Below are 17,285 nucleotides of genomic sequence, written 5' to 3'. Positions count from 1 at the left end.
GTGCGTATCGCGACCGTGCGCACACTACGCTCGCGGGTGTGACGAGCGCAGCCACTCTTGCGGACGAGCCCACCACGCACTGGGTGCTCACCCTCTCCTGCCCCGACCGGCCCGGGATCGTGCACGCGGTCGCCGGGGCGATCGCCACCGGCGGCGGCAACATCACCGAGTCCCAGCAGTTCGGGGACCCCGAGACGGGTCTGTTCTTCATGCGCGTGCAGGTGGAGGGGGACCTGACGCAGGCCGAGCTGGAGGGGTCGATCGAGCCGATCGCCGGGCAGTTCGGGATGTCGTGGCTGGTGGACCGGGTGGGCCGGCCGATGCGCACCCTGATGCTCGGCTCGACCACCGAGCACTGCGTCGGGGACCTGCTCTTCCGTCAGCAGTCCCAGCGGCTGCCGGTCGACATCGTCGGGCTGGTCTCCAACCACACGGTGCTGCGACCGCTGGCCGAGTTCTACGGCGTCGGCTTCCATCACGTGCCGGTGACCAAGCAGACCAAGGCCGAGGCCGAGGCGCGCCTGCTCGCCCTGGTCGAGGAGCTCGACGTCGAGCTCGTGGTGCTGGCCCGCTACATGCAGATCCTCTCGGACGAGGTTTGCACCGCCCTGGCCGGGCGGGTCATCAACATCCACCACTCGTTCCTGCCGAGCTTCAAGGGCGCCCGCCCCTACGCCCAGGCCCACGACCGCGGGGTGAAGCTGATCGGGGCCACCGCCCACTACGCCACGGCGTCGCTGGACGAGGGCCCGATCATCGAGCAGGACGTCGAGCGCGTCACCCACGCCGACGACGCCACCGAGCTGGTGGCGATCGGTCAGGACGTCGAGCGGCGCGTGCTCGCCCGCGCGGTGCGCTGGCACGCCGAGCACCGGGTGTTGCTGAACGGGCACCGGACCGTCATCTTCCGATGACACGCCGGCGGACGGTCAGCGGTAGAGGCCGTCCGTGCCACCCATCCCGGTGCCGTACAGGCCACCGCCGGAGGCCGCCTGCGCCTGCGCCAGCTGCTTCTTCGCCTTGCTGTGCATGACCGCACCGCGGATGCCCAGCGCCAGTCCGATCAGCCCGAACCACCAGGGGAAGTAGTACGTCCCGCCGGTGGGTGAGGACGCGGCGATCAGGAACGAGACCACCGTGATCACGACCGCAGCGACAGCGATGCCGAAACCGACGAGCATGGTCCGCTTCTGGGACTTCACCTGCTGCTCGGCGATGGCCAGGCTCGCGCCACCGGCGCCCTGCGCGGGGTTGAACGCCCCCGGCTGGCCGGTGGCCGGCGCCGGGTCGTACGGTCCGGCTTGAGGGGTCTGGCCGTACCCACCGGGCTGGCTCGCCGTACCGTACCCACCCTGCTGACCGGCCGCGTCGTACCCACCCTGGTGGCTGCTGGCGGCCTGGCCAGCCTGCTGGGAGACGTCGCCGTAGCCGGCGGCGTCGTCCACCCAGTAGTTCCACCCGGCCGGGGCCGCCGGCCAGGAGGGGTCCGGCTGCCACCCCTGGGGCGGGGTGAATCCTGCGGGGACCTGCCAGCCGGGGGGAGGGTTGAATCGCTGCGTCATGAGCCGGAGTCTAGCCAGACCCGGGCGGCCGGCACAGCATGCCGCCCGGGCAGAACTCCCCGCCCTCAGCCCCGGCGGTAGCGCAGGGTGCAGACCTGGAACGGACGCAGGCTCAGGTGCACGCGATCACCGTGGGAGCGCGCCCCCGCCCGGGTGGGGCCCGGCCGCTCGAGCAGGTCGGTCTCGACCGCCCCGGTCGTGTCGAACCCGGCCCGCACCACGGCTTCGGCGCGGTGGCCGTGCGCCTCGTAGAGGCGGACCACCACATCCCCGGACCCGTCCTCGGCGAGCTTGACCGCCTCGACCACCACGCCCGGATGGTCCACCGCCACCAGCGGCGTGACCTCCCGTTCGCCGGTGGCCTGACGCAAAGGCAGATTGACGGCATAGCCGGCACGCACGGCGCCGTCGATCCCCACCCCGGCGGCGAGCACGGTGCGCAGCACGTGCCGGCCCTGGTCGGCGTCGGGGTCGGGGAACAACGGTGCGCGCAGCAGCGACTGCCGCACCACCGTGACCGGGTGCCCCTCGCCGTCGACATCGGTGTGGATGTCGTGACCGTAGGTCACGTCGTTGGCCACGGCGACGCCGAAGTCCGGCTCACCCACGTGCACCCACCGGTGGGCGACGGTCTCGAACCGGGCGGCGTCCCAGGAGGTGTTGACCGCCGTCGGCCGGTGGATGTGACCGAACTGGATCTCGGAGGTGGCGCGCTCGGCCGCCAGGTCGAGCGGGAAGGCGAGCTTGAGCAGCTTCTGCCGCTCGTGCCAGTCCACCTCGGTGGTGAGCTCGACGTCGCCGTCGGCGGGCAGCGTGATCCGCTGGACGATCGAGGAGGTGCCGAACGAGCGCCGCACCACCACGGCCACCTCGTGGCCGTGGGTCTCGGTGGTGATCTCCTCGACGGTGTCCAGGTCCGTGACCACGTGCCGGTAGTGGGCGTCGATGTCCCACGCGTCCCACTCGTTCGGGATGTCACGGTGGACCTGCAGCAGGTTCACCGCGCGCCCGGCCGCCACCACCTCCCGGTCGGTGACCAGGTCGACCAGCGAGGTGATCAGCCCGCGGGGGTCCACGGTCACGCGCACCCGCGGGTTCGTCAGCACCCAGTCCTGCCCGACGGCCTCCAGGCGCGCCTCGGCGTGCGGCTCGACCGCCTCGACGGCGCCCATGGCCGGGACACCCTCGACGGCGTACGGGCCGGCGTTCAGCGCGAGGGCCTTGCTCCCCTCCCCCACCAGGCTTGCGATCGCAGTCGCGATGAGCTGGTTCAGCTCGGCGGCGATCTCCTCGTAGTGACGCTCGGCCTCCCGGTGCACCCAGGCGATGGAGGACCCGGGCAGGATGTCGTGGAACTGCTGCAGCAGCACCTGGCGCCAGAGCCGCTGCAACGCCTGCGCCGGGTACTCGGCCCCCACCTGCACGGCGGCCGTGGTCGCCCACAGCTCGGCCTCGCGCAGCAGGTGCTCGCTGCGGCGGTTGCCGGCCTTGGTGCGGTGCTGGGAGGTGTAGGTGCCGCGGTGGTACTCCAGGTACATCTCCCCGGTCCACACCGGCGGCCGGGCGTACTCCTCGCGTGCGGTCTCGAAGAACTCCTGCGGGGTGGACAGGTGCACCTGCGGTGAGCCCTCGAGGTCGGCCACGCGGTGCGCCTGGGCCAGCAGCTCGCGGGTGGGGCCACCGCCGCCGTCGCCGTAGCCGTAGGGGGCGAGGGAGGTGTTGGCGCGGCCCTTCTCGGCGTACTGGCGCTCGGCACGCGCCAGCTCGGCGGCGTTGAGCATGGCGTTGTAGGTGTCCACCGGCGGGAAGTGGGTGAAGATCCGGGTGCCGTCGATGCCCTGCCAGTCGAAGGTGTGGTGCGGCATCGTGTTAGTGTCGTTCCAGGAGATCTTCTGGGTGAGGAAGAACTCCTTACCGCTGGCCCGGGCGATCTGGGGCAGCGCGGCGGAGTAGCCGAAAGAGTCCGGCAGCCACACCTCCCGCGGCTCGACGCCGAACTCGTCCAGGAAGAACTGGGTGCCGGCCACGAACTGGCGCGCCATCGCCTCCCCGCCGGGCATGTTGGTGTCGGACTCCACCCACATCCCGCCCACGGGGATGAAGCGGCCCTCGCGCACCCGCTCGGCGATCCGGCCGTACAGCTCGGGGTAGTACTCCTTCATCCAGGCGTACTGCTGGGCCGAGGAGCAGGCGAAGGTGAACTCGGGGTCCCGGTCCATCAGGTCGAGCACGTTGGAGAACGTGCGCGCGCACTTGCGCACCGTCTCGCGCACGGGCCACAACCACGCGGAGTCGATGTGGGCATGCCCGACGGCGTGGATCCGGTGGGCGGAGGTGGCGGCCCGGGCGCTGAGCACCTCCGCGAGATGGCGACGGCCCTCGGCGGAGGTGCCGGCGACGTCGTCGGGGTCGACGGCGTCCATCATGTCCTCGAGGGCGCGCAGGATCTGCGCCCGCCTCGGGGAGGTGGCCTCCAGCTCGAGCATGAGCCCCTGCAGGGCCAGCACGTCGGCGGTCAGCTCGTACACGCCGGTGTCGAGCAGGGCGAGGTCGGCCGCGCGGAAGGTGTAGATCGGGTCGGTTCCGGCGGTGGCCTTGTCCCCCATCGGGGTCGGCTTGATCCACTGGCCGCCGGGCACGTCCGGGTTCGAGGCAGCCTCGACGAACAGGTCCAGCTCCTCGGTGCCCGCGGCCAGGCCGAGGTGCTGGTTACGCGGCTCGAGGCCCTTCAGCAGGCGTCCCTGCGGCGACCACAGGGCGCCCTCGGCCTGGAAGCCGGGGTTCGCCGTCGTGAATCCGAGGTCGACCACGAGCTCGAGCTGGCAGCCGGCGGCGAGCTGGTCCGCCCACTCGGCGGGCACGCGGCCGGTGAGGTGGAACCACGAGGTGCTCCACGGCCGGCCCCACGGTGCGGGCACGGAGAACGGGTGGTACTCCTGCCCGGCGGCCTCGGCGAACGGGACGGGCTCGTCCGGCACGTCCCAGACGGTGACCGTCACTGCCTCCCTGCTGCGGTACGTCGCCGGGAGGAGGCGTTCGGAGATGAAGCGGCGCAGGCGGTGCTCGGTACGAGCAGTGGTGTCGTGCACGGTCAACCTTCGTCGGATGGGCGGCAGCGTCACGCCCAGCCTAGACACACCCGCCCGGGAGCACGAACGCCGGGCCACACCCGTGGGTGCGGCCCGGCGTTCGAACTCAGATCAGGCCCAGGCCCTTGACGGCGTCGCGCTCCTCGACGAGCTCGCCCACCGAGGCGTCGATCCGCCCGCGGGAGAAGTCGTCGATCTCCAGGCCCTGGACGATCTCCCACGACCCGCCGCTCGAGCGCACCGGGAAGGAGGAGATGATGCCCTCGGGCACGCCGTAGGAGCCGTCGGAGGGGATCGCCGCCGAGGTCCAAGAGGAGGCCGGGGTGCCCAGCAGCCAGTCGCGGGTGTGGTCGACGGCGGCGTTGGCGGCCGAGGCGGCCGAGGACGCGCCGCGCGCCTCGATGATCGCCGCACCACGCTTGGCCACCGTCGGGATGAAGGTGTTCTCCAGCCAGTCCTGGTCGTCGACCACCTCGGCGGCCGGCTTGCCGGCGACCGTGGCATGGAAGATGTCCGGGTACTGCGTGGCGGAGTGGTTGCCCCAGATGGTCAGGTCGGCGATCTGCGAGACCGGGGTCTGCGTCTTCTGCGCGAGCTGGCTCAGGGCGCGGTTGTGGTCCAGGCGCGTCATCGCCGTGAACCGGTCGGCCGGCACGTCGGGTGCGTGGGAGGAGGCGATGAGGGCATTGGTGTTGGCGGGGTTGCCCACCACCAGGACGCGCACGTCCTCGGCCGCACCGGCGTTGATGGCTGCGCCCTGGGGGCCGAAGATCCCACCGTTGGCCTCGAGCAGGTCGCTGCGCTCCATGCCCGCGCCACGCGGCCGCGCGCCCACCAGCAGGGCGATGTTGGTGCCCTGGAAACCGGCGGTGGGGTCGTCGAAGATGTCGATCCCGTCGAGCAGCGGGAAGGCGCAGTCGTCGAGCTCCATCGCGGTGCCCTCGGCTGCCTTGACCCCCTGCGGGATCTCCAGCAGCCGCAGCCTGACGGGGGTGTCCGGGCCGAGCATCTGACCGGAGGCGATCCGGAAGAGCAGCGCGTAGCCGATCTGGCCGGCGGCACCGGTGACGGTCACGTTGACGGGCTGGGTCATGGTTGAGGTCTCCTCCTCGGTCAAAGCGGCCCCTCGAGATGGCCAGGTGGCGCGATGCACGGCGCCCGGAGTCTCCAGGCTAGTCGACCTGTACCGTCTGCTGGGACCGGTGGCGGCAGCGCTGACGGTTCTCGGGGAACTCCCAGGTTCGGCTGGGAGCCTCGAACGCCACAGGGCCGGCGCGCCGGCCACCCCACACATCTGCGACCGATGGGAACACGCATGTCCGCACCGGAGTACACCCCCGAGCTGGCGCCGAGACAGCGCCTGCTCCTGCCACGTTTCGGGGCCGAGGTCCTGGGCACGTTCGTGCTCGTGCTGATCGGCTTCGGCGCAACCCTGTACGCGGGCGTCACCGCCACCCCCGACGACGGGGCGAAGCTGCTGGCCTGGGCTGCCGGGCTGATCGCCGCGGTGGCCGTGATCGGGCACATCTCCGGCGGCCACCTCAACCCGGCGGTGACGCTGGGAGCGGCGATCACGGGCCGGATCTCCTGGGCCGACCTGCTCCCCTACTGGGTGGCGCAGCTGATCGGCGGTGTGGGCGCGGCGGCACTGCTGTTCATCACGGTGCCGGCGGGCCTGCCGGCCGCGACCGGCCAGGGGTCCACGCGGACCCTGTTCACGCCGCTGACCAGCGGTCTGGGTGAGTCCTCGGTGCTGGGGCGCCTCTCCAACGGCGCGGTGGGCACGGAGCTGGTGCCCACCCTGCTGATCGAGGCGGTCGCCACCGCCGTCTTCGTCGCCATCGCCCTCGCGGCCGGGCGGTACCTGCGCCGCGGCGCCATCGGCGGGGCCGTGGTGATCGGCCTCTCCTACGCCGGACTCACGGTGAGCACGTACACCCTGACCGGCGGGGCCCTGAACCCCGCCCGTGCCTCCGCCGCGGCGATCTTCGCCGAGAGCGGCGCACTGGGTGACCTGTGGCTGTTCTGGCTGGCCCCGCTGCTCGGCGGTGCGCTGGCCGCGATGCTGTTCACCGTCTTCGCGCCCGAGCCGCTGCCCGCGGCCGGCGAGTGGGAGGACGAGGACGATGACGATGAGGACGCGGACGAGGTGGTCGTGATCGACTCCGAGGACGACGCCCGGCAGGACGAGGACGTCGACCTCAGCGAGGAGCCGGTCCGCGAGGAGTACGAGGCGCCCGTGATCGAGGAGAAGCCGGCGGAAGGCGAGGACCACACCCGTGACGACTCCTTCACCGAGGACTTCGACGTCGCCACCCTGGAGGACTCCGACCTCGCCGGGACCACCGAGCAGGGATCCCCCCGCGACGACGTGGACGGCTCGAAGGACGAGGACGGCTCAGGCGACCAGGCCGGCTCCGGCAACCAGGACGGTGACCAGCAGCGGTCCTGACCCGAACGCAACCGACGGCCCTCGAGCAGTCCGTGCCACATCCGGCACGGACCTGCCGGGGGCCGTCGTCTGTGTCCCGGCTCGGCCGGCTGCTCAGCCCAGCCAGTCCGGATCGAGGCCGGTGGCGGTGAGTGCGAGCACCGCGATACCCGCCCCGGAGAGCATCAACAGAGCGACGTCGAACGCCCGCGAGCGGCTCGTGATGCCGTACGGGCCCGGCTGCGGCGCCACCGCCCGCACGAACCCGAGCACCACCAGCTCGGCCGCCAGCACCAGGCACCCGGTCCGCACGCTGACCAGGGCCATCACCACCATCGCGGCCACGATCCAGGCGAGCGCCACCCACATCACCACGTAGCGGCGCCAGTGGCCCGGTTCGACGGGCCGGCGGGCCGGCCGGGAACTGTTCATCGGCCGCGAGCCTACCCGGGTAGCGTGATCGCGTGACCATCTCACCGCCCGATCGTGTCCTCGTGGTCGGCGCCGGGCTCGCCGGCCTTCGCACCGCGGCCGAGCTGCGGGCCCGCGGCTTCGACGGCCACGTGCGCGTGCTCGGCGCCGAGCAGCACCTGCCCTACGATCGGCCGCCGCTGTCGAAGGAGCTGCTGAGCCGCCCGGACCCGGTCTGGCTGGCCGAGGACCTCAGCAGCGACGTGCATGATCTCGCCGACGACGTCCGGCTCGGGGTCCATGCCGCGCGGGTGAGCCTGTCCGGCCGCCCGTACGTGGAGACGAGCGAGGGTGAGCGGTTCGAGGCCGATGCGGTGGTCGCCGCCACGGGCTCGCACGCGGTGCGGCCCTGGCCTGCCGCGCGGACGCTACATACCCTCGACGACGCCACCAGCCTGCGCGAGCGGCTGACCCCCGGGTCGCGGCTGGTGATCATCGGCGCGGGGTGGATCGGCGCCGAGGTCGCCGGGGTGGCCGCCGATGCCGGGTGCGCGGTGACCGTCCTCGAGGCGGGCCCGAGCCCCCTCGCCCGCCAGCTCGGCCCCGAGCTGGGATCGCGCACGATCGCCTGGTACGCCGAGAAGGGTGTCGACCTGCGCACCCGCGCGGTCGTGACCGAGGTGGGGGACGCCGTCGTGAGGTTGGCCGACGGTGGGGAGCTGGAAGCCGGGACGGTACTGAGCGCCGTCGGGGCGCGGCCGAGCACCGCCTGGCTGGCCGGGGCCATCGACCTGACCGCCTCCGGCCACGTGCCGGTCGACGCGGCGGGGCGTTCCGCCCACCCGCGGCTGTGGGCGGTGGGCGACGTCGCCGAGCGGGTGCACCCGGTCTTCGGCGCGGTCCCGGGCGGGCACTGGTCCGCGGCCCTGCTCGACCCGGCGCGGCTGGCGCCGGCGATGCTGGAGGTGGTGGACGAGGGCGCCGCCGATCCCGCGCCCTACGTCTACTCCACCCAGCTGGGCCACCACCTGACCGTGTTCGGGCGCCTGACCGGTGACCTGATCACCCGTGGCGATCCGGTCACCGGCCCATGGACCACCTTGGCTTTCGAGGCGGACCGTCTGACCGGCGCCGTCATCACCGACGCACCTCGGGAGGTGGCGGCGGTGCGCAAGTTGCTCGGGCGAGGTGAGTTGCCCCGGCTGAACCGTGCGCTGGCGGTGGACCCGGCCACGCCGCTGAAGAAGACGCTCGCGGGATCATGATCCCCTGTCACCCGTGCCAGTCGGGCCCCGGGCGGGGCGGCCTCACCCGCGCTCGCGTCGGCCTGCCCGCTCGGCGAACGAATCGACCGCCGCCAGCACCTCATCCGCACGCCAGAACGGCCCGAGCCGATGCTCACGCTTGGAGGTGAGTATGCCGGCGTCCGTCAGTGCCCGCAACGGCGGATAGACGTTGGGCTGCTGAACACCCAGCTCTTCTGCGGCCATCGCCGCCGAGAGCACAGGGCGGCGCGCTGCCACATCCAGCAGCCGCCAGGCATGACTGTCGCGCCGCACCCGCAGACGGCTCTCCCATCGCGCTCGGACACCCTCGAGCTCGGCCACCAGGGTTCGGCTGTTGGCGACGGCTCGGGCGATCGCATCAGTGAAGGCGAGGACGATCGGCTCCGGATCGCCGGCACGGTACGCCGTCAGGGCACGGTGGTATCCCTCGACATCTGCCAGCAGGCCCGCCGACACCGGAATTGCCAGGTTTCGTGTCACGCCGGCGTGGCGCAGCATCGCTTGGGCCAGGGCACGCCCCGTTCGCCCGTTGCCGTCGCTGAACGGATGGATGGTCTCGAACTGGGCGTGGACCAGGCTGAGGTGAACCACGGGCGAGAGGTCCTCGCGTGCCGCGAATACGACCAGGTCGTCGATCAGAGTCGAGAGCCGGGAGTGGTGTGGGGCGACGTACTCGGCGCCTACAGGGCTGTCGGTGCGCGTGCCCACCCACACCGCTTCGTCCCGCCACCGTCCGGGCACATGCGTCGTCTGGCCGTCCATGAGCACCCGGTGCATCCGGAGGATCGTCGGCGCCGAGATGTCATCGGCCAGGAGAACGGCCGACTCCAGCATGCGGGTGTTGGCAGCAATCTGCTCGGCGTTGCGCCCGGTCCGTATGCCGAGGTCGGCGCTGAAGATCGCCCGCGCCGACGCTGTCAGCATCTCGATCTGCGACGACGACGCCGCCTCCGACCGCAGCAGCACGGGTGCGAAAGAGCTGACGCTCCTCCCCAGTTCAGCGTCGAGCCGGCTCAGTTCCAGTGCGGCATCTCGCGCCGCACGGGCGACATCCATCGAGAGCGCTGGAGACAGGTCCGCGACCAGCGCGGGAACGGCAGCGCGATATCTCTGCTCGCGACCACGATTCGCCGCCTGCACGCCCCACCGGCCCGCGGGCGTCCAGACCCGTTCTTCCCATTGGAGAGCCGGCCACGTACCTGACGCCGGATGCGAGTCCATAACACCCCTCACAAGAGATTATGGGTTACAGCGTAGCTCATAATCTTCAAGTGCCTCCTTCTGCGGATCACGCACACAGCCGCAGAACGAAGCGCTCGGCTCGCCCTCAGTGCGCGAAGTGGCGCGTCCCCGTGAGGTAGAGCGTCACACCGGCCTCGTTCGCCGCGGCGATGACCTCCTCGTCGCGGATCGACCCGCCCGGCTGCACCACGGCCCTCACGCCGGCGTCGAGCAGGACCTGCAGGCCGTCGGCGAAGGGGAAGAAGGCGTCCGAGGAGGCGACCGCCCCGCGGGCGCGCTCCACGTCGCCGGTGTTGGCCCGCTCCACGGCGAGCTTGCAGGAGTCGACCCGGTTCACCTGCCCCATCCCGACGCCCACCGACGCGCCGCCGGTGGCGAGCAGGATCGCGTTGGACTTCACCGCGCGCACCGAACGCCAGGCGAAGACCAGGTCGGCCAGGGTGTCCTCGTCGGCGGCCACGCCGGCGGCGAGCGTCCAGGTGGTCGGGTCATCGCCCTCGGCGTCGATCCGGTCCGGGGACTGCACGAGTGTGCCGCCGAAGATCTCCCGCATCCCGCCGCCGCTGGGAGGAGCGGCGACCGTGAGCACGCGGATGTTCTTCTTCCGGGTGAGGACCTCGAGCGCCTCGGGGGTGTACGACGGTGCGAGCACCACCTCGGTGAACACCGGGGCGATCTGCTCGGCCATCTCGAGGGTGACCTCGCCGTTGGCGGCGATCACGCCGCCGAAGGCGGAGACCGGGTCGCAGGCGTGCGCCTTGGCGTGCGCCTCGGCGATGGTCTCGCCCACCGCGATCCCGCACGGGTTGGCGTGCTTGATCACCGCGACGGTCGGCCGGCCGGGGTGGTCGTGGGCGGCGCGCCAGGCGGCGTCGGCGTCGACGTAGTTGTTGTAGCTCATCGCCTTGCCGTGCAGCTGCTCGGCGCCGGCCAGCCCGGCGTCACCGGCACCGGTGGTGTACAGCGCCGCGCGCTGGTGGGGGTTCTCGCCGTAGCGCAGCACGCTGGTGCGGTCCCAGGTGGCGCCCATCCACCCGGGGAAGCCGGAACCCTCGTCGTCGGGGGCCACCACGTTGCCCATCCAGGAGGCGACGTGCACGTCGTAGGTGGCGGTGTGGCGGAAGGCGTCGGCGGCGAGCGCCTGCCGCTGAGCGAGGCTGAAGCCCTCGCCGTCGGCGGCTGCGATGACCTCGGCGTACCGGGCCGGGTCGACCACCACGGCCACGCTGGCGTGGTTCTTCGCGGCGGCCCGCACCATCGAGGGGCCACCGATGTCGATCTTCTCGATGCAGTCCTGCTCGCTCGCACCGGAGGCGACGGTGTCGGCGAACGGGTAGAGGTTGACCACCACCAGGTCGAAGGGCTGCACGTCGAGCTCCTCGAGCTGGGAGACGTGGTCGGGCAGGCGACGGTCGGCGAGGATGCCGGCGTGGATGCGCGGGTGCAGCGTCTTCACGCGCCCGTCGAGGCACTCGGGGAAGCCGGTGACCTCCTCCACGCGGGTCACCGGCACGCCGGCGGCCTCGATGGTCGTGGCGGTCGAGCCGGTGGAGACGAGCTCGACCCCGGCGGCGTGCAGCGCGGTGGCGAGGGTGTCCAGGCCCGTCTTGTCGAAGACGGAGACGAGGGCTCGGCGGAGGGGGATCTGGTCGGTCACGGCGTACTCCTGGGAGTCTCGAGGGTGGTCCGGACGCGGGGTCGCTTCCGGCTCGGGACTGGGCACCCAGGCGGCCGGTGCACGACGTCACTGCGATTCGGCCGCTCCCCGGTGGTACTCCACCTCACGCCAGTCACGACCGGGAGGAAGTCTACCGGCCGAGGCGCACGCGTCCACTACCTGCCGACGATCACCCGGCGCCCCTCGACCCGCCACCCCTCGCGGGCCAGGCGGCCGACCTGCTCGACCAGCTGGGCGCGCTCGGCCACCTTGATCCGCTCGGTGAGGCTCTCCTCGGTGTCCTCGTCCCGCACCGGGACGGCGGTCTGGGCGACGATCACGCCGGTGTCGACGCCGGCGTCCACCACGAACAGCGTGGCGCCGGCGATCTTGACGCCGTACTCGAGGGCGTCCTTGGGGCCGTGGATGCCGGGGAAGGCTGGCAGCAGGGAGTTGTGGGTGTTGAGGTAGCGGCCGCCGAACGCCGTCAGGAACCGCTCCCCCACCAGCTTGAGGAACCCGGCCGAGATGACCAGGTCCGGTTCGTGCTCCCCGACGGCGGCCGCGAGCGCCGCGTCCCAGGCCTCCCTGTCCGGGTGGTCGCCCACGCGCTCCACGAAGGTGGCGATGCCGGCCTCGCGGGCGAGGTCCAGACCGGCGGCGCTGGGCCGGTCGGCTCCGACCGCCACGACCTCGGCGCCGTAGCCCGGGTCACGCGTGGCCTCCAGCAGTGCGGCGAGGTTGGACCCGCCACCGGAGATGAGGACGACGAGGCGCTGGGCGGGTGGGGTGCTCACGATCGGGCACTCTACCGGCGGCCGGGCGTAGGAGTTCGGGCGAGCGCGCCCGCTCTGGAAGAATCGCCTGCGGAGAACGAGCCCGAGGAGTGCAGTGCCCAACCCGTACGCGCCACCCGACCCGAACGCGCCGCCGCCGCCGGAGCGCCAGTGGCCGCCTCGCGATCCGCAGCGCAGACAGCGCGGCAACCGCGCCGGCAAGGGCGAGGGGGACGGTCAGCAGGGCCAGCCGGACGAACCACGCAAGCCCACACCGGAGGAGGCACGCCGGGCGGGGACGTCGGTGCTGAAGTTCGGTGTCCCGATGTTCTGCGGGCTGCTGGCGCTGCAGTGGCCGATCCCGTGGCAGGTCGCGGCACCGCTGTTCTTCCTGGCGGGCGTGGCCCTGGGGGTGCGATCGCTGCTGGTGCACCGCAGGGCGGGGATGACCGGGCGCTTCACCGTCTTCCTGGCGTTCGGTGTCGCGATGGCGGGCATGCTGACCTTGAGTTCGCTCGCACCGCTGGCGATGTGGGATGCGCAGGTGCAACGTCAGCAATGCCTGGACTCGGCGCTGACGCTCAGTGCGGAGGACCGGTGCGAGGCCGACTTCGCCGACGCCCTGGAAGAGCGCTTCGGCACGGGTGGGTAGCGTGCGCGCGATCGAAGTCGACGAGCGCGACTCCCGCTGGGAGTCCGGCACGCCGCGCTACCGGATCGTTCTCTTCGAGGGCCCGGCAGCGACCGTGAGAGCGGTCGACCTGCTCGAGGCGTCGCTGGCCGAGGCCGAGGAGGCGGCGCAGGATCTGGCCGAGGGCGAGGCGCTGTGGTCGCTGGCCCTCGTGGTCGAGGACACGAGCGCCGGCCGGGGACTCGTCTGGCTCATCGGTGGGGACTACCACGACCACCCGTGCACGCCGCGGGCGTGGCGGCAGCGCGGGGAGATGCAGGATCGCTACCTGGCGGCCCGGAATCGCAACGGCCTGCCGGTGACCCTGCCCGACGGACGCCGGGTGATCCGGCTCTTCCCCGAGTGGGGAGTCGACTGGCCACTGTGGGAGTCGTTCACCGAGAAGTACACCCTCACCGCAGCCGATCTCGGCCTCAGCCCGGGGCTGGCCGGCGATCTGCACGCGTGGAACGCCCGCTGGCAGCACCGCAACCCGGAGGACGACCGGCCCACGCCGGACGAGTGGACCCACGCAGGCCACCACCTGCACGCCCGGCTGCAGGAGGAACTGGCCGCCGTCGCCGAGGTACGCCCCGAATTCGAGTGAGCCAGGTGCACGGCTCCGGCTGTGTCAGGCCCGCACCTCAGCCCACCAGCTGCGCACGCCCTGGCCAAGCCTCCGCGCCAGCTCGACCGTGCGCTCATGAACCAGTGCCACGACGAGCGCGGCGGACGCCGCCACCTGCCACAACATCGCCAGCCCGGCGGCGAGCGGATCGATGCCGACCACCGACATCCGGCCCGGGCCCACACCCCCGGAGGCGAGCACGCCCAGCAGTGCCATGCCGGCGGCAGCGAGCACCGCGGCCCCACCCACCGCGGCGGCTGCCTGCCACACCGGCCGCGAGCGCAGGCGTCGGGCGGACCAGGCACCCAGCACCAACCCGGCGACCAGCCCCACGAGTCCCAGGGCGGGAAGCTGGGCGGCCAGGCCCTCCGGGCCCGGGAGGGCGCCGAGCGCCGGGACCACCGGCAACGGTCCCGCCTCCACCCCGGTGGGGGTGAACGAGGTCCCCTCCCCGACGGCGAAGCCCGGCCCGAGCAGGAACGAGGCCGCGTAGACGATCAGGTTCGGCAGCACCAGCACCTGCGCGCCGACCAGGACGATCCCGCTGACGACATCCGGGTGCAGACCCTCGTGCAGGTCACGCACCTGAGCGAACTGCACGACGACGGCTGTCACCACCGCCGCCGTGGCCAGCAGCAGGTGGACACCGAGGGCCCGTCCTGCGCCGCCGAGCGCTAGGCGCACGAGGTCGGGGATCTTCGCCGCTGCAGCCCGCGCACCCGCCGGGAGCGCTGCGCCCGGGAGGCCGATGAGCACCCCGGCCACGGCCACCACCACCGCGCCCACGAGCGCCCGCGCCGCGCCGGGCACCCCGGCGAAGACGACGAACAACACCGTGAAGAGCACGTAGACGACGGCCGCGATCACCGCGGGCGGCCACCCGGGCAGGCGGGCTCGCCGCACCGAACCCGCGGTCAGCGCCACGGCCAGGAGGGTCACGCCGAGCGGGATGAGGGTCAGCTCGAGACCTTCGACCGTGATCGCACCGCCGTGTCCCAGCAGCCAGGCGGCGGTGCCCACGCGAGCGGCCTCGAGCCAGCCGGCCGACCCCAAGGAAGGCGCCGCAGCGGTGGCCACATAGGTGGCGATCGCGGGGATCACCACGACCAGCCAGCTGAGCAGCACGGCCTCGGCACCGGCCAGCAGGCCGCGCAGGGCGCCGTCGGGGATGCGCAGGACCGGCCGGGTGGCGGCGTGCTCGACGACCCGGGGGACGATCCGGGGCGGGTCGTCCGCCGTCGCGGGGGTGCGGGTCGAGGGCATCGCTCCTATGGTGCGCCAACGCCGCCCCGCCACAGGTGTGGCGGGGCGGCGTGTCGGTGCTACTCGTGCTGCTCGGTGCTGTCAGCCGGCGAGGATCTCGCGGGCGAGCTGCGCCGTCTCGGACGGGGTCTTGCCGACCTTGACGCCGACGGCCTCGAGCGCTTCCTTCTTCGCCTGCGCGGTCCCGGCGGAGCCGGAGACGATCGCACCGGCGTGGCCCATCGTCTTGCCCTCGGGGGCGGTGAAGCCGGCGACGTAGCCGACGACCGGCTTGCTCACGTTGTCCTTGATATAGGCCGCCGCACGCTCCTCGGCGTCGCCGCCGATCTCGCCGATCATCACGATCAGCTCGGTGTCGGGGTCGTTCTCGAACGCCTCGAGCGCGTCGATGTGGGTGGTGCCCACGATCGGGTCGCCGCCGATGCCGATGGCGGTGGAGAAGCCGAGGTCGTTGAGCTCGAACATCATCTGGTAGGTCAGGGTGCCGGACTTGGAGACCAGTCCGATCGGGCCCTTGCCGGTGATGGTGTGCGGGGTGATCCCGGCCAGCGACTCCCCCGGGGTGATGATGCCCGGGCAGTTCGGGCCGATCATCCGGGTGGACTTGCCCTTGAGGTAGGACCACACCTCGGCGGTGTCCTGCACCGGCACGCCCTCGGTGATGACCACCATGAGGTCGATGCCGGCGTCGATGGCCTCGATGCAGGCATCCTTGGTGAAGGCCGGCGGCACGAACAGCACGGAGACGTTCGCGCCGGTCTCAGCCATGGCCTCGGACACGGTGCCGAACACCGGCAAGACGACCGCGCTGCCAGTGTTGTCAGTGTGCTCGACCGTGGTGCCGGCCTTGCGGGCGTTGACGCCGCCGACGATCGTGGCGCCGGACTCGAGCATCAGGGCAGTGTGCTTGGCGCCCATGCCACCGGTGATGCCCTGAACGATGATCTTGGAGTCGGAGTTGAGGTAGATCGACATGTGAGTGAGTGTCTCCAGTCTCAGGCGTTGGCCAGCTCGGCAGCCTTGTCGGCGCCGCCGTCCATGGTCTCGGCGAGGGTCACCAGCGGGTGGTTGCGCTCGGTCAGGATCGCCCGGCCCTTCTCGACGCTGTTGCCGTCCAGGCGCACCACGAGCGGCTTCGTCGCGGCATCACCGAGCAGGTCGAGGGCGCCGACGATGCCGTTGGCGACCTCGTCGCAGGCGGTGATCCCGCCGAAGACGTTCACGAAGACGGCCTTGACCTGCTCATCACCGAGGATGACGTCCAGACCGGCCGCCATCACCTGGGCGTTGGCGCCGCCGCCGATGTCGAGGAAGTTCGCGGGCTTGACCCCGCCGTGCATCTCACCGGCATAGGCGACCACGTCGAGCGTGGACATGACCAGGCCCGCGCCGTTGCCGATGATGCCGACCTCGCCGTCGAGCTTGACGTAGTTGAGGTTGTTCTCGGCTGCCTTGAGCTCGAGCGGGTCAGTGGCGGAGTTGTCGGCCAGCTCGGCGTGCTCCGGGTGACGGAAGTCGGCGTTCTCGTCCAGGGTGACCTTGCCGTCGAGGGCGATGATGTCCCCGGCATCGGTCTTGACCAGCGGGTTGACCTCCACCAGCGTCGCGTCGGCCTCGGAGAAGACAGTCCACAGCGTGCGGAGCACAGCCGCGATCTTGTCAGTGTCCTCGGCCGGGAAACCGGCAGTCTTCACGATCTCGACGGCCTTCGACTCGTCGACGCCGACCTGCGGGTCGATGGCCACCTTAGCCAGCGCCTCGGGGCGCTCGACGGCGAGCTGCTCGATCTCGACGCCACCCTCGCGGCTGCACATCGCCAGGTACTGGCGCTCGGAGCGGTCCAGCAGGATCGAGAAGTAGTACTCCTCGGCGATGTCCGCACCGGCGGCGATCATCACCCGGTGCACCGTGTGCCCCTTGATGTCCATCCCGAGGATCTCGCCGGCGCGCTCGGCGGCCTCGTCGGCGGACTTGGCGATCTTGACGCCGCCGGCCTTGCCGCGGCCTCCGACCTTCACCTGTGCCTTGACCACCACGACCGAGCTGCCTGCGTTCAGCAGCTTCTCGGCCGCGGCGCGTGCCTCGTCGGGCGTGGTGGCGACCACCCCGTCCAGCACGGGTACGCCGTGCTTCTCGAAGAGATCTCGTGCCTGGTACTCGAACAGGTCCACCTGCGCCTCGCCTTTCCTCGCCACGCTGGTCCCGGATCTCGGGACGATCGGGACTATTCCCCGAGTCACCCTACCGTGGCAGCCACGTGCGGGCCGTGC

Annotated in this window: 15 protein-coding genes and 1 riboswitch; of the genes, 5 read left to right on the top strand and 10 right to left on the bottom strand. The window is 71.9% G+C overall.

What is annotated here, in order from left to right; genetic code table 11:
- The first annotated feature begins 38 nt into the window (after positions 1 to 38).
- Positions 39 to 914, top strand: a complete 876-nt coding sequence (purU, locus tag LQF12_RS04560; protein ID WP_231054815.1) for a formyltetrahydrofolate deformylase — start codon at positions 39 to 41, stop codon at positions 912 to 914.
- Between the two features lie 15 nt (positions 915 to 929).
- On the opposite strand, the gene LQF12_RS04555 is transcribed toward purU, so the two are convergent.
- The 3 genes from LQF12_RS04555 to LQF12_RS04545 form a co-directional block, all read right to left on the bottom strand.
- A complete protein-coding gene (locus tag LQF12_RS04555) occupies positions 930 to 1,562 on the bottom strand; it encodes a hypothetical protein (RefSeq protein ID WP_231054814.1) in 633 nt (210 codons plus the stop codon).
- 65 nt (positions 1,563 to 1,627) lie between these two features.
- Positions 1,628 to 4,651, bottom strand: coding sequence for an alpha-mannosidase (locus LQF12_RS04550; RefSeq protein ID WP_231054813.1), 3,024 nt, complete (start codon positions 4,649 to 4,651; stop codon positions 1,628 to 1,630).
- A 106-nt stretch (positions 4,652 to 4,757) separates the two neighbouring features.
- Positions 4,758 to 5,744 (bottom strand): malate dehydrogenase, encoded by a 987-nt coding sequence (locus tag LQF12_RS04545; protein ID WP_231054812.1) that lies wholly within the window; start codon positions 5,742 to 5,744, stop codon positions 4,758 to 4,760.
- A 222-nt stretch (positions 5,745 to 5,966) separates the two neighbouring features.
- On the opposite strand from LQF12_RS04545, the gene LQF12_RS04540 reads away from it, so the two are divergent.
- Positions 5,967 to 7,103 carry an MIP/aquaporin family protein gene (locus LQF12_RS04540; protein ID WP_231054811.1) on the top strand — a complete coding sequence of 379 codons (1,137 nt, stop codon included), beginning with the start codon at positions 5,967 to 5,969 and terminating at the stop codon, positions 7,101 to 7,103.
- A 93-nt stretch (positions 7,104 to 7,196) separates the two neighbouring features.
- Here the strand turns inward: LQF12_RS04540 and LQF12_RS04535 are convergent, their stop codons facing one another.
- On the bottom strand, positions 7,197 to 7,514 hold the full coding sequence (locus tag LQF12_RS04535; RefSeq protein ID WP_231054810.1) for a DUF3017 domain-containing protein: 318 nt from the start codon (positions 7,512 to 7,514) through the stop codon (positions 7,197 to 7,199).
- A gap of 32 nt (positions 7,515 to 7,546) precedes the next feature.
- On the opposite strand from LQF12_RS04535, the gene LQF12_RS04530 reads away from it, so the two are divergent.
- Positions 7,547 to 8,758, top strand: a complete 1,212-nt coding sequence (locus LQF12_RS04530; RefSeq protein WP_231054809.1) for an NAD(P)/FAD-dependent oxidoreductase — start codon at positions 7,547 to 7,549, stop codon at positions 8,756 to 8,758.
- 42 nt (positions 8,759 to 8,800) lie between these two features.
- Here LQF12_RS04530 and LQF12_RS04525 read toward each other — a convergent pair whose 3' ends face one another.
- From LQF12_RS04525 to purN, 3 genes are all read right to left on the bottom strand, one after another.
- The gene (locus LQF12_RS04525; RefSeq protein ID WP_231054808.1) at positions 8,801 to 10,000 is read right to left on the bottom strand and encodes a Fic family protein; all 1,200 of its coding nucleotides are present in this window, start codon (positions 9,998 to 10,000) and stop codon (positions 8,801 to 8,803) included.
- Between the two features lie 106 nt (positions 10,001 to 10,106).
- A complete protein-coding gene (gene purH, locus LQF12_RS04520) occupies positions 10,107 to 11,678 on the bottom strand; it encodes a bifunctional phosphoribosylaminoimidazolecarboxamide formyltransferase/IMP cyclohydrolase (protein ID WP_231054807.1) in 1,572 nt (523 codons plus the stop codon).
- A gap of 57 nt (positions 11,679 to 11,735) precedes the next feature.
- Positions 11,736 to 11,825, bottom strand: a riboswitch (ZMP/ZTP riboswitch).
- 29 nt (positions 11,826 to 11,854) lie between these two features.
- Complete coding sequence (gene purN, locus LQF12_RS04515) at positions 11,855 to 12,475, bottom strand: phosphoribosylglycinamide formyltransferase (protein ID WP_231054806.1); 621 nt, start codon at positions 12,473 to 12,475, stop codon at positions 11,855 to 11,857.
- Positions 12,476 to 12,569: 94 nt separating this feature from the next.
- Between purN and LQF12_RS04510 the strand changes: the two genes are divergently transcribed.
- Both LQF12_RS04510 and LQF12_RS04505 read left to right on the top strand, forming a co-directional pair.
- Positions 12,570 to 13,106 carry a hypothetical protein gene (locus tag LQF12_RS04510; protein ID WP_231054805.1) on the top strand — a complete coding sequence of 179 codons (537 nt, stop codon included), beginning with the start codon at positions 12,570 to 12,572 and terminating at the stop codon, positions 13,104 to 13,106.
- 1 nt (position 13,107) lies between these two features.
- The gene (locus LQF12_RS04505) at positions 13,108 to 13,731 is read left to right on the top strand and encodes an immunity protein CdiI family protein (RefSeq protein ID WP_231054804.1); all 624 of its coding nucleotides are present in this window, start codon (positions 13,108 to 13,110) and stop codon (positions 13,729 to 13,731) included.
- Between the two features lie 24 nt (positions 13,732 to 13,755).
- On the opposite strand, the gene LQF12_RS04500 is transcribed toward LQF12_RS04505, so the two are convergent.
- The 3 genes from LQF12_RS04500 to sucC form a co-directional block, all read right to left on the bottom strand.
- On the bottom strand, positions 13,756 to 15,015 hold the full coding sequence (locus tag LQF12_RS04500; RefSeq protein WP_231054803.1) for a cell division protein PerM: 1,260 nt from the start codon (positions 15,013 to 15,015) through the stop codon (positions 13,756 to 13,758).
- Positions 15,016 to 15,096: 81 nt separating this feature from the next.
- Positions 15,097 to 15,990, bottom strand: a complete 894-nt coding sequence (gene sucD, locus LQF12_RS04495) for a succinate--CoA ligase subunit alpha (protein ID WP_231054802.1) — start codon at positions 15,988 to 15,990, stop codon at positions 15,097 to 15,099.
- A gap of 20 nt (positions 15,991 to 16,010) precedes the next feature.
- Entirely contained in the window at positions 16,011 to 17,186 is a 1,176-nt protein-coding gene (gene sucC, locus LQF12_RS04490) for an ADP-forming succinate--CoA ligase subunit beta (protein WP_231054801.1), read from the bottom strand.
- Positions 17,187 to 17,285: the final 99 nt, after the last annotated feature.

The organism is Ruania suaedae, from assembly GCF_021049265.1.
GTDB lineage: Bacteria > Actinomycetota > Actinomycetes > Actinomycetales > Beutenbergiaceae > Ruania > Ruania suaedae.
This window is presented reverse-complemented; position numbering and strand designations above follow the sequence as displayed.